The organism is Paenibacillus sp. MSJ-34, from assembly GCF_018918005.1.
GTDB lineage: Bacteria > Bacillota > Bacilli > Paenibacillales > Paenibacillaceae > MSJ-34.
Genome location: NZ_JAHLPR010000063.1, coordinates 1 through 12,236 on the forward strand (window position 1 = coordinate 1; position 12,236 = coordinate 12,236).

12 protein-coding genes and 1 rRNA gene are annotated in these 12,236 nt (G+C 53.2%); 1 reads left to right on the forward strand and 12 read right to left on the reverse strand.

Annotation, left to right across the window (positions count from 1 at the left end):
• The 7 genes from KQI79_RS24285 to KQI79_RS24315 all read right to left on the reverse strand — a co-directional run.
• Window positions 1–122, reverse strand: a 16S ribosomal RNA gene (locus KQI79_RS24285); the annotation flags it as partial.
• Window positions 123–861: 739 nt separating this feature from the next.
• Complete coding sequence (locus tag KQI79_RS24290) at window positions 862–999, reverse strand: hypothetical protein (protein WP_216540895.1); 138 nt, start codon at window positions 997–999, stop codon at window positions 862–864.
• Window positions 1,000–1,058: 59 nt separating this feature from the next.
• Window positions 1,059–1,640: a hypothetical protein gene (locus KQI79_RS24295; RefSeq protein WP_216540896.1), complete on the reverse strand. Its 582-nt coding sequence runs from the start codon at window positions 1,638–1,640 to the stop codon at window positions 1,059–1,061.
• Between the two features lie 200 nt (window positions 1,641–1,840).
• Window positions 1,841–2,047, reverse strand: a complete 207-nt coding sequence (locus KQI79_RS24300; RefSeq protein ID WP_216540897.1) for a hypothetical protein — start codon at window positions 2,045–2,047, stop codon at window positions 1,841–1,843.
• A 107-nt stretch (window positions 2,048–2,154) separates the two neighbouring features.
• Complete coding sequence (locus tag KQI79_RS24305; protein ID WP_216540898.1) at window positions 2,155–2,802, reverse strand: glycoside hydrolase family 25 protein; 648 nt, start codon at window positions 2,800–2,802, stop codon at window positions 2,155–2,157.
• Window positions 2,803–2,973: 171 nt separating this feature from the next.
• Window positions 2,974–4,032, reverse strand: a complete 1,059-nt coding sequence (locus KQI79_RS24310; RefSeq protein WP_216540899.1) for a YeiH family protein — start codon at window positions 4,030–4,032, stop codon at window positions 2,974–2,976.
• A gap of 220 nt (window positions 4,033–4,252) precedes the next feature.
• Window positions 4,253–4,615: a hypothetical protein gene (locus tag KQI79_RS24315; protein WP_216540900.1), complete on the reverse strand. Its 363-nt coding sequence runs from the start codon at window positions 4,613–4,615 to the stop codon at window positions 4,253–4,255.
• Between the two features lie 153 nt (window positions 4,616–4,768).
• On the opposite strand from KQI79_RS24315, the gene KQI79_RS24320 reads away from it, so the two are divergent.
• The gene (locus KQI79_RS24320; RefSeq protein WP_216540901.1) at window positions 4,769–5,857 is read left to right on the forward strand and encodes a M24 family metallopeptidase; all 1,089 of its coding nucleotides are present in this window, start codon (window positions 4,769–4,771) and stop codon (window positions 5,855–5,857) included.
• Between the two features lie 62 nt (window positions 5,858–5,919).
• Here KQI79_RS24320 and KQI79_RS24325 read toward each other — a convergent pair whose 3' ends face one another.
• Genes KQI79_RS24325 through KQI79_RS24345 form a run of 5 tightly spaced genes read right to left on the reverse strand, consistent with a single transcriptional unit; the run spans window position 5,920 to window position 12,173 of the window.
• Window positions 5,920–7,911 carry a S9 family peptidase gene (locus KQI79_RS24325; protein WP_216540902.1) on the reverse strand — a complete coding sequence of 664 codons (1,992 nt, stop codon included), beginning with the start codon at window positions 7,909–7,911 and terminating at the stop codon, window positions 5,920–5,922.
• A gap of 21 nt (window positions 7,912–7,932) precedes the next feature.
• The gene (locus tag KQI79_RS24330) at window positions 7,933–9,108 is read right to left on the reverse strand and encodes a M20 family metallopeptidase (protein ID WP_216540903.1); all 1,176 of its coding nucleotides are present in this window, start codon (window positions 9,106–9,108) and stop codon (window positions 7,933–7,935) included.
• 48 nt (window positions 9,109–9,156) lie between these two features.
• Window positions 9,157–9,930: an IclR family transcriptional regulator gene (locus KQI79_RS24335; protein ID WP_216540904.1), complete on the reverse strand. Its 774-nt coding sequence runs from the start codon at window positions 9,928–9,930 to the stop codon at window positions 9,157–9,159.
• A 21-nt stretch (window positions 9,931–9,951) separates the two neighbouring features.
• Window positions 9,952–11,229, reverse strand: a complete 1,278-nt coding sequence (locus KQI79_RS24340) for a M20 family metallopeptidase (RefSeq protein ID WP_216540905.1) — start codon at window positions 11,227–11,229, stop codon at window positions 9,952–9,954.
• Window positions 11,226–12,173: a DUF1177 domain-containing protein gene (locus KQI79_RS24345; RefSeq protein ID WP_216540906.1), complete on the reverse strand. Its 948-nt coding sequence runs from the start codon at window positions 12,171–12,173 to the stop codon at window positions 11,226–11,228. The genes KQI79_RS24340 and KQI79_RS24345 overlap by 4 nt, the downstream gene beginning before the upstream one ends.
• Window positions 12,174–12,236: the final 63 nt, after the last annotated feature.

Below are 12,236 nucleotides of genomic sequence, written 5' to 3' on the forward strand. Positions count from 1 at the left end.
TTACTCACCCGTCCGCCGCTAAGTTCGCTTCGTAGCAAGCTACAAAACGAACTCCGCTCGACTTGCATGTATTAGGCACGCCGCCAGCGTTCGTCCTGAGCCAGGATCAAACTCTCCATGAAAACGATTATTCTCTTGGCCCGGAACGGGATGTTGAGAAATAATCTGGTCGGTTCCATCGGCAGAGCCGATAAAACCGAATATGAAAGAGCCGAATAGCTCAAAATTTCGTTGCTGACGAGAACTTGTCGTTCTCATTTATTGTTGCTTAATTCGCTCGTTGTTCAGTTTTCAAAGAACAAATGACTTTCTTCAACGCCCTGTCGTTTATCGGCGACAGGAATTATAATTTATCATATTATCCGAGATCGTGCAACCATCAATTATTTCCAGTTGGACATTTCCTTAAGAAGCACGATTCACATGTTTCCATGCCGCAATGCGACAGGAACTATAATGTAACACAACTCTAAAGCTCCAAACAAGCTGTAATTTTTTCCAATACAATTCAGTAACAGCCGCCGGTTGACTAATCGAAAATATGTCTGTAGGAAAGCCGGTTTCCGTTCGAAAACGCAAGCTTTCCTGCTAAATCGGCAATGGCGTTGCATCGAGAAATGGCTGTCCGGACCGTACGACCGTTATTTTGCCTCAAAACCGCTTATTCGCTGTTTCGGCGGACATTGATTCCGTTATCCGTTCATCACAGGGCTTATTTTTACGCTTTTGCCGCGAATAAAGGATCGTCTGTCCGCAAACGGTCCGAAATCGGGTCGTTTGTCACAATTGGCGTCTCCTGTGTCCCCGAACTTGGGGAGGAGGGCGGTAGAAGTTAATGCAACGCCAGGGCTAAATCGGCGATCAACATTGGCCTTTCTTATCGGTTTTCCTCATCGGCTTCGCGTCGGTATCGTTCGCCAATTTCTCGCCGTATTGATCAAGGCGCGACGGATGGCCGATCGGTCCGTTGCGATCAGGATGATTGTTTCTTCCCGACATACGCTCACCTCCGGCTTTAATGTCCCCATGTCCGGTCTTTTGTAGTCCTTCGGGAGAGATCAGGATTTGCCGATATACGACATCAACAGCTCGTACAATTCCTGCCCTCCGTCCTTGGGATCGATCCAAACCTCAAACCGGATTCGGGACGTTTCATACGCATCTTTGGTAAAACAAATTTCAATAAAGCGTCCGTTAAACGTACAATTGTGCACTCTATTCAAAGGGATTTCCAGATGCAATTCGTCCCGCTTCTTCGCTTCATAAAACGAAATCATTTGCGAACATAGCACAATATAGCCGTTCTTGGCGGTATCGCCGTCATAAAATGTAATATTGTCGATCGTTTCCTCTTCGTGTATGGAAGCGCCTCCATTGCTTTCATTGGTTTTGAATTGATTATGATGATTTCCTAACTGATTATATATAAGATCCAGGAGCCGAATGACCTCCGCCAAGCCCAAGAATAACATGCCGGTAATAAAACCGCCGATCCACCACGGAAGAGCGTATATGTACCGATAACCTTCATGCATATTAGCTTCCGGCTGACCTACGACAAAACCGACGATGAAACAAAGAATCATTTCAAACGTTCCGACGCCTAGCAATATAGAAGAGACGTTGTTTCTTTTGCCCATCTGCTCACCTCTAACGACACTATTCTACATTATCTTACCATCCGTAGGTAATAAGTTCTATATTAATCTCCCTGCTCGCTCCTCCCAATAGACTATCCGGATGATTGTTCCGGCTGGCTGCCCGTTCCAAAATCAAGTTCTAACATCATGAAAAAACCGGGAATATTCCTGGAATATTCCCGGTTTCTCGAGGCATGCATCTATACGGCATAACGCCCAAGCGGGCGCACGGCTAATATGCGTTCGATTCGAAATAGTCTCGGGGCGCGCTGCTCCAGACATATGGCTTTAACGAACGGTCCCGCAACCGAACGAATTTGAATTTTCCGCTGCGTAAACTTCCCGTTGCGGTCCATATATATGATCTCGACGGTAGTATCTATATACTTTTGCAACTCTCGAATCATTGGAAGGTTCCTCCATAACAAGAACTTGTGTTCCTATTTTATTATAACCGATCTTCCTTGTCTTATTCAACCGTTTCCAATCGCTTCCTATCGTTGAGTCGATTCATTCACCCGTTCGAAGCGGAATTGCCCGCGCCGTATTTGGCGGTCAAATGCTCCGCGGCCCCCGCATATTCGTTGAGATCTACGTTGCCTTTGATACCCGGTACGCTCCCTATGTTGGTGTATTGGAGAAATTCCCATCTCTCCCAGCCGCCGCGCTCTTCTAAGTGCCGGTCGTTATAACAGGCGTACCATAATGGAATATGGGAAAGGCTCGCGTCCAAATACGAATCGATAAACGAAGGATAGGTATGAATCATCGGTTGAACGCCCGTTTCGGATTTGACTCGTTCAAGCCAGGCGCGGCATATAGCGACAATCTTGTCTTTCGTCCTCCCCTTTTTCGTTTCGATGTCGAGAACATGCGGCAGCTCCAATTGTTTCCCCTTTACATTTTCAAGAAAAAAATCCGCTTCTTCACGCGACTCCTCCGGATCGGACGCCTTGCTGAAATGATACGCGCCGACGAGAATCCCTTGACTCTTCGCTCCTTCAATATGCGAGGCGAACATGTCGTCCACGAACAATTGCCCTTCCGTCGCCTTGACGAAAGCAAATCGGATGCCTGATTTTTTCACCGCAACCCAGTCGATCTGTCCTTGCCAATGGGATACGTCGATTCCGCGGGCATGATTCGCGTTTCTTCGCTGCATTCCGTTCCCCTCCTTGTCCCTTATTACTTATATAATCCCGTCCGGCCGATCCGGGAACGGCGCTCGCCTCATATACATAAGCAAATAGCAGCCCACAGCCGGTTGCGGCTATTGCGCTGCTATTTGCTTATGCAGATCCAATATATACATCTAAAAAAATGAATTCGGTTATTACATCATGCGAAGCATATAAACGAGACCAAACCCGAGAACGGACAACAAAATCGACCCGATCAAACCGGCGGCGAACGATTTCATGCCAAGACGTTTGAATGCTACGATATCGACATTCAGGCCGAGGCCCGCCATCGCCATTCCAATCAGCATATACGCAAGCAACACGACATGGTTTGCAAAAGCGGCGGAGACAATCCCCAGCGAGTTGACGGCGCTCATTGCCACAAAACCGAAAATAAACCACGGAATTTGCAATGATTTCAGCGTCATTTTGCCGCCGTTGGTTCGATTCGCCTTCTCGGACCGGCTCGACCAAACGCCGATCAAAATAGCCACCGGAACAAGCAGCGCAACGCGCGTAAGCTTCACGATCACCGCAATGTCGACCGCATCTTCGCCGCCCGGCGCCGCCGCCGCGATCACATGCGCGATTTCATGCAACGTCGCACCCGCGAACACGCCGTATCCATGCTGCGTAAACCCCAAAACCGGATACAGCACCGTGTAGAGAAGCGTAAAAATCGTCCCTAAAATTGCCACCGTCGCCGCGCCGATCGCCGTTTCATCGTTATTCGCCTTAATCTGCGGGGAGATCGCCACCACCGCCGCAGCGCCGCAAATCGCCGTGCCGCACGCTGTCAAAATTCCGAGCTTTTTCTCGACTTTAAACCATTTGGCGATCGCATATACAACGAAAAAGGCGAAGGCGATACAAATCAACGCAATGAGGATGACTTTCGGCCCCGCATGTGCGATGTCCGTCAGGTTGAGCCGCATGCCGAGCAAAATAATGCCGAGCCGCAGCAGTTTTTTGCTCGAGAAATTCGTCCCTGCAATTGACGGATGAGGCACGCCAATCGTTGCCCGCCATACGATTCCAATCAAAATAGCAATAACCAGTTGCCCCATAATGCTTAAAAAAGGTAAATTAGCCAAATACTTGGCCGCAACGGAAATAACCAACGTGATGACGATCCCGAGAATAAACCCCAATGCGTCGTATTTCTTGGTTGATTTGGTTTTCGATCGGTCCTTACCTTGCGCTTGTGCCATGTTATCACTCCGTAACGGTTTATAGCAGAACATGCATGTTCTCATGCTCCTCACTATAATTCCATTTCGTCGCGAAGTTAAATACCGAATTGCTATCCTTATCATTAGTATTACTTATGATATGTTCAACAAGAAAACCGCAAAGAGCCCCGGGCGCCAAATCGTCCCGGAGCGGAAGTGAAAACCGATATCCTATTAAAGTGTTATGGATGTGCCAACATCATTGGCTCTGGCCTGTCTCCGGCTCCCTAGGAACGTATCCGCCGGGATATCCGCCGAAATACCCCGGCGACGTGTTGCCGGGATAGGAATAGGTTCCATAGAGAGGTTGACCGGCAGGCATTCCGTATTGACCATAGCCGGGAGGCATTCCGGACATGCCGTACATTCCGGGATATGAGAACGTTCCGTAAGTTCCTCCCGGATAATAGCCGGGCATGCCATATGGCATGTAAGTCTGCGTACCGAATTGCGGCATCGTTTGCATGCCGTATTGTCCCCAAGCGTCATATCCTACCTGTTCCGGACGGCTCTGTTCAACCGGTTCAAGCTCGCATCCGCAATCTGGGCATTTGTTCGACAAATCGATCACCTTCCATCTTATGATTTACACCAATTAGGCTACTATCCATGGTATGACGCTGCCGGAAATCGGTGCCCATATTTTGAAAAAATGCGGCTGCCGCGGCATCTTTGATATAATAAAGCTGCAAGTAATCGAGAAAGGATGTTGCGTATGAATCAAAGACTGACGCAATTGACGGCGGAAATGGCCCGACGACAGCTTGACGCCGTGCTCATCACCGACCCGAAGCATGTTTATTATTTCACGGATTATGCCACGGACCCGCATGAACGGTTTCTGGCGTTAGCGTTATCCAAAGATACAGAGCCTTTCCTCATCGTTCCCGCGCTCGAACTGGAGGCGGCGCGCCAGCGCTCGTCGGTACAAACTATCGTAACGCATACGGATTCGGAAGATCCTTACGCCTTGCTGAAACGGCATCTTCCTGCGGGAATGAACGCGATCGGAATCGAGAAGGATCAGGTTTCCGTCCGCAGATTCGAATCCATTGCCGAGGCGCTTGCGGCCAAATCCTATGCCGATATCGGCGATGCGATTCGCGCCATGCGAATGATCAAGTCGCAGGACGAAATTGAACGGATGAAGCATGCGGTCCGGCTTGTGGAGGAGACGCTGCGCGAAGGGCTGAAGCATGCGGCGATCGGCGTGACCGAGATGGAGATTGCGGCAGAATTGGAATATCAGATGAAAAAACGGGGAGCAGACGGCCCATCCTTCGCAACGACGGTGCTCTGCGGCGCCAATACGGCATTGCCGCACGGGAAGCCGGGCAACCGCAAAATACAGGCAGGCGACCTGTTATTGCTCGATCTGGGCGTATACGCGAACGGCTACGCATCCGATATTACGCGCACATTCGCCGTCGGCGAATTGGATGCCGAATTGGCTCGTATCTACAGCACCGTGTTGAATGCCAATCTGCGGGCGATCGAGGCGATCCGGCCGAACGTCAGCTTTGCGTCCGTTGACCGGGCGGCGCGTCAAACGATCGAAGCGGAAGGATACGGACCGTATTTCATACACCGGCTTGGCCACGGTCTTGGCATCGACGTGCACGAAGAGCCTTCCGTTCATGAACGCAACGAAGCCACGCTCGCCGCCGGCAACGTATTTACGGTCGAGCCCGGCATCTATATTCCCGGACGGGGCGGAGTTCGCATTGAAGACGACGTGCTCGTGACGTCTGGCGGTTGCGAGGTGCTGACGACGTTCCCGAAAGAATTGACAGTGATCGGTTGACGGTCAAGGAAAAGGAAGAGCGCGATCGTTCCGGAATAACCCGGAACTGCCGCGCTCTGTTCCTATTCGGTATCGCGATAACGTTCGAACCAATTCAAAATATGGCGCAGGCGCGCAATCCGATGCTTCGGCGTGCCCGAGCGGGAAAGTTCGTGCCCTTCGTCCGGCGTAATCACCAATTCGGTATCGACGCCAAAGCGTTTCAGCGCCATATACCACTGTTCGGCCTGCTCCATCGGACAACGCAGGTCGTACTCGCTATGCTCGATCAAGGTCGGGGTTTTGACGTTCGGCGCATACCGGATCGGGGAACGTTCGAGAATGAATTGTTCATGCTCCCATATATCCTTATCGCCCAATTCCGCATAGTTGAAGTAGAACCCGATATCGCTCGTGCCGAACATGCTGTGGAGGTTGCAGATGCTTCGCTGCGTAACCGCCGCGCGGAAACGATCCGTTTGCCCGACAATCCAGTTGACCATATAGCCGCCATAGCTTCCGCCGCAGACGAACAATCTGCTTTCGTCCACATAATCCAGCGTACAAGCGTAATCGGCCGCTTTCATCAAATCCTCGTAATCCTTGCCGCCCCAATCGCCCATGACCGCACGGACGAACTTCTCTCCGTACCCTTGGCTGCCGCGCGGATTGGTATACATGACCGCATAACCCGCCGACGCCAGCATTTGGAATTCGTGATGCAGCGCATTGCCGTACGCCGTATGGGGGCCGCCGTGAATTTGCAGCACAAGCGGATACCGCTTGCCCGCCTCGAAGCCGTATGGCTTCAAAATCCAGCCCTCGATTTCCCAATCGTCGCTGCCGCGGAACGTGAATCGTTCCGGTGTCGACCAATACGTTTCATCGTAGAAAGCGCGGTTGAAATCGGTTAGTTGACGGCCCGGCCCGCTAACGCCAAGCTCGCGCACGTACACGTCTCCGCAGCTGTGCGGATGCGATGCGATATATACGATTTTGCCGGTACGGTTGCGGTCGATCGTAAACGATCCCACCACTTGCGCGTCTCCGTAAACGACCGCCTCCACTTCCCCGCTCGCGAATCCTACTCGATACACATGGCAATTGCCGCCGTCCGTCGCCAGGAAATAAATGTTCTCTTGGTCGGCCGACCAAACGGGACAATGCGGACCGCCGTTCCATTTCACGTCCGTGCCGATCCAATTGACCGCCGACCGGTCGAAATCCTTCGCCAGCTTCCGCGGTTCGCCGCCTTCGGCCGGAATGACCCAGACCGCATCGTTGCCGGCGCTCGTTTCGCCTTGCGTATGATCGAAATAGGCGATCCACCGTCCGTCGGGCGAATAGACGGGCGTTGTGGTAAAACCTCGCCCGGAAGCGAGAAGGGTGCATTCGCCCGTCTCCACATCCGCCTTCCAGACGCCTGGAATATGTTCGATATCTCGGCGCTCGTCGCGCGCCGAGATAAAAACGATCGACTTGCCGTCGGGAGACCAACTCGGATCGATATCCTCCCAATCGCCGGATGTGATTTGCCTCGTCTCGCCCGTTTCCGCATCGGCCACCCAAATGTGATTGCGGTTGTACCCGCGAAACCCGCGGGAGTCCTGCTTGTACCTCAGGGTGGTGATCACGCGAACGTCGGAGCCGTTCGGGTCGGCGGCCTTCGGCTCTTCCGCCAGGAAAGCGATGCGCGTTCCGTCCGGCGACCATGCGATCGATTCGACGCCTGTCGCCATCTTCGTTACCTGCTTCGCTTCGCCGCCGGAAACGGCCATCACCCATACCTGGTTCGTGCCGGTACGGTTCGAAACGAAGGCGATCCGCTCTCCGTCGGGAGACCAGCGCGGCGAATGATCGCGAATGAGCCGTTCCCCTTCCCAAGGAGCGGTTAACGGTTTGCCCGCGCCTTCCAGATCGGTGATCCGGATCGCGGACGAATATCCGTCTTTCTCCCCGTCGACTTTCGTCACAACGTACACGGCTTTCGATCCGTCGGGCGACACTTGCGCATCGCCGACAAATTGAAACCGGAGCAGATCTTCAGCCGTAACCGGTCTTTTCGTTGCTGCCATAAGCCACTTCCTCCTCATTCTCTATTTGTTCAAGTATTGGACGGCTGCCGCGATCAACAGCTTGGCGCCGATCTTCATCGCATCCTCGTCGAAATCGAATTTCGGGTGGTGGTGAGGATATACGGCCTGTTTGGCCTCGTTATAGGCTCCCGTAAAAAAGAACGTGCCCGGCACCTTTTGCAAATAATAAGCAAAATCTTCCCCGCTCATCATCGGATCGATCGGAATCAACCGCACCGAATCGCCGAGCAATTCGCCGCATTCGACCAGATGCTCCGTTTCCGCTTCATGGTTGACAACGGCCGGATACCCCCGTTCGTAATCGATGGCGTATTCCGCTCCCGCGGCTTCGCATGTCCCCTTCACGATCCGTTCCATTTCGCTAATCATCCGCTCCTGTACGTCGGGATCGTAAGTACGAACCGTTCCGGCAATCGTCGCCTTGTCCGCGATGATGTTGAACGCCTCGCCGGCATGGAACGAGCAAACGCTAAGTACGGCCGGCTTCAGCGGATCGATGCGGCGGCTGACGATTTGCTGCAGGTGGCCCACCAAAGTCGCGCCGACCGCCAGCGCGTCCACCGATTCCTGCGGAGCCGCTCCATGTCCGCCGACGCCCTGGATGCGAATCGTAAATTTGTCGGAAGCGGCCGCGATGCCGCCGGACCGGTAACCGACAACGCCGGTCGGAAAACTGGAGGAAAGATGCGTGGCGAAGATGGCGTCAACGCCGTCCAGGCATCCGTCCTCGATCATCGGCTTCGCTCCGCCGGGAGCAAGCTCTTCCGCAAACTGATGAATGAAAACGATGTTGCCGCGCAACCGGTCGCGATGTCGGCTTAACACGTTGGCTACGCCCAGCAGCGTCGCGGTATGCCCGTCGTGCCCGCATGCATGCATCGCGCCGGGAACGCGGGATTTATAAGGAACGTCTTTCTCGTCGTCCATCGGCAGCGCGTCGAAATCCGCGCGAAGCGCCACCGTCTTGCCGGGACGATCTCCGCGAAGAATCCCGACGACTCCGCGGCCGCCCACTTCCGTCCTCACCTCCATACCGAGTTCCTGCAAATAAGCGGCGATTTTGGCGGGCGTATGAACTTCTTGAAAGGACAATTCCGGATTCATATGAAAATATCTTCTCAGCTCCACCATCTCGGGGTAAAGCTGTTCCACTTCTTCAAACATGGATTGTAACATCGGCATCCCCCTTCTTTGCAAACAGGCAGCCGCAAGCGGCTGCCGTCCTTATTTAAAATATCGGGAAAGGTCGATCCGATAAGTAAGCAGCAGATCGTTCATCTCCGCCTTGGCGCGCAGCAACGCGTCCACAATCCGGTCGATTTTGCTGTCGGGCAAACGATAGGTCGGACCCGACACGGTCAACGAGCCGGCGATTTGTCCCCCGTATCCGAACAACGGGACGGCCAAAGCGACAACGTCAGGCGTATATTCGCCGTCGCTTCTCCCCCAGCCCTTGTCCCGAATGGTGGCCAAATCCCGGCGAATCGCACTGGAATCTACCAATGTTTTCGAGGTATACCGCACCAATTCTCCCCCTATCAATCGTTCCACTTCTTCCTCGGGCAGAAAGGCGAGCATCGTGCGGTACGAGGCGCCGACATACAGCGGCGCACGGCTGCCGATGGAGACGGAGAACTTCACGGAATGGTCGGGCTCGAGCACTTCCAGCGTCAATCCTTCCCCGTCTACCAAACTCGTCAGAAACACCGATTCCCCCGTTTCTTCCATCAGGCGCTGCATCACCGGTTTCAGCAAATCTCCCACATGAAGCGAATGCTGCATCGTTACGCCGAGTTCCCACAATCGGATCCCTAAATAGTACTTTTTCGTCTCCGGATCTTTCACTAGAAATCGATTCGCTTCCAGAGTCGCCAAGATACGGTATATATTCGCTTCATTCGTATCCGTATCTCTCGCTAGTCCCCTTACGCCCCAGGAAGGCTTCTCTTTGGTGAATTTCAGCAATATTTTCAATGCTTGATCCAGAGTTTTCAGCACATTCATGTCCCCTTTGAAAAATTAATTTTCATATAGAAAATCGATCGCTGCCGCCACGTACACTTTCGCGCAGCGAATGACATCTTCCGCCAACACTTTTTCGTTAAAATTATGAATGCTGGGCAAATAAGCGGGACCGTATTGCAATACGGGAATGTTATACTCCCGGAAGTGCCGGGCGTCGCTGCTGGCCCATTGCAATACGCCATATGCCCGATCCCCGGCTCCCGTTACATGCGAAATATTGTCCACAATCGCTCTGCAAACCGGATCGGCAGGATCCGTATAGTTCGCATGGCTCTTCATTCCGAACGTTTCCAGTTCGTAATCGATGCCCAGAACGTTCAGTTCGCCGCGAATATAGCCCAACACCTCGTCGCGGGTAACTCCGAAAGGCAGCCGGCAATCGACCTCAAAGGTACACGTATCCGGCACGACGTTCGATTTCGTGCCGCCTTGGATCGTACCGATGTTGACGGAAATATGATCGAAGACGTCCGCAAACTGTTCCTCTCCGTCTTCCTGCAGGTTCGCTTTCGAAATGGCGATAATGTCTTCCATTTCACGTGGAATACGAACCGGATAATTCCATACGGTACGAATCCGATCGATCGCCTTCAAGGCGTCGACGATCGCGTTGCGGCCGGCAAGCGGACCCAAACTTCCATGCGCCGGCGTCCCTTTCACGGTAACTCGAAACCAGCAGGCTCCCTTCTGTCCCAGCGTCGGATGAAGCGGAGACGACGGCTCGGCGATCAAACAACCGTCCCCTTGAATGAGCCCGCGCTCGAGAATCCAAGGAACGCCCAGTTCTCCTCCGGTTTCCTCGTCCGGTACGATCGCAAGGCACAGTTCTCCCGGCAACGGCACGTTCAACCGTTTCAGAACGGCAGCGGCGAAGATCAGGCCGGCCAGCCCGCCTTTCATATCGCTGGCGCCGCGTCCGAGAATCCAACCGTCTTTGACCTCTCCGGCAAATGGATCGAACTCCCATTTGCTGCGGTCGCCCGCCGGAACGACGTCGGTATGTCCGCAATAGATCAATTTTTTGCCGTCGCCGTCGCCGCCGCCGATGCGCGCGATAAGATTCCACATGGACGGCGCCGCTTCATGCCATTCCGATTCGATTCCGTACTCTTGCAAATAATCGGCGATATATTGCGTAATCGGCGTCGAATCGCCGGGAGGGTTTTCGCTGGGAAAGCGAATCAAGCGGCAGCATAATTCGATTAATTCGTCCCGGCTCCGCTCTACTTCCGCTATCGCCCGTTCTTTCCATTGCGCCGCATTTCCGCTCATGACGACCGTACCTTCCCGTCCAAGGTTTGCAGGTGCTTCATGCTGCCGTAAAGCGATTGCATCAATGCGAACTGTTCTTCGTCATAGAACGAGCATTTGCGGGCCCCGTACATTTTGGCCGTTTCGATAACAAATCGAACCGCTTGCTCCACGTCGGTCAAATGCGTCGCTCCCGTCGCGCATCCCGCAACAGGGACTTGCGTCGTAATCGCCACGCCGACGACCGGGCTGTCGGTAGCCGTACATGGCTGCAAAATGCTGTTAATATGGTAAACGCCGTTGCCGTAAGGAGTAATATCCTGCATCGTAATCGGCAAGGTTACCGGAACCTTGCCGGTCGTTTGCTGCATCAGTTCGAGCAAGTCCTGGCTGATCCGCAGAATATACCCCGATTTGACGGTTGGCGTAATCGCAAAACCGTTTGCGCTGACAACCATATTGCCCTTTGTCGTGTCGATCGACAAAATCGCATCCATCTCTGCCGCGACTTCATGCCGGTTCATCGTCATAATGTCTACGGGAGAATCCATGAACGGAACCGGATCATGCGGCAGCGTCGGAGCATTTGGACAAATATGGGTTGTAAGAATAATATCCCCTTCCAGTATATCACCGCGCTGTTTCATTTCAACCAGTTTGGCGGCGGCGGATAAGCATGCAAGCGCCCCGTCGCCGTCCGATACGAATCCGGTCTGTTCCGGTCTTGCCCCGATTCCGCCCAATCGGCCGATAATGCCTAGCGTCGGCGCAGAGCCTCCGGCAGACTTTCCGTTTTTGCCAGGCACGGTAATTTTCACGAAATCGGTAGAGCCTTTCGCTCCTTCCACCGTTTTCACTTCCACATTGTCATATCCCAGCCTGTTAAAATATTCTTTCACCGCATTGCCGTTCACGGCCGCATGATCGAGCAGGTCGAACATTTCCAATACATGTTTGAATGACATCGCTGTTAACTCCTTTACTGTCAAGTTGATTCCAATGAACGAAACGAACCCGGATCGGGTCGC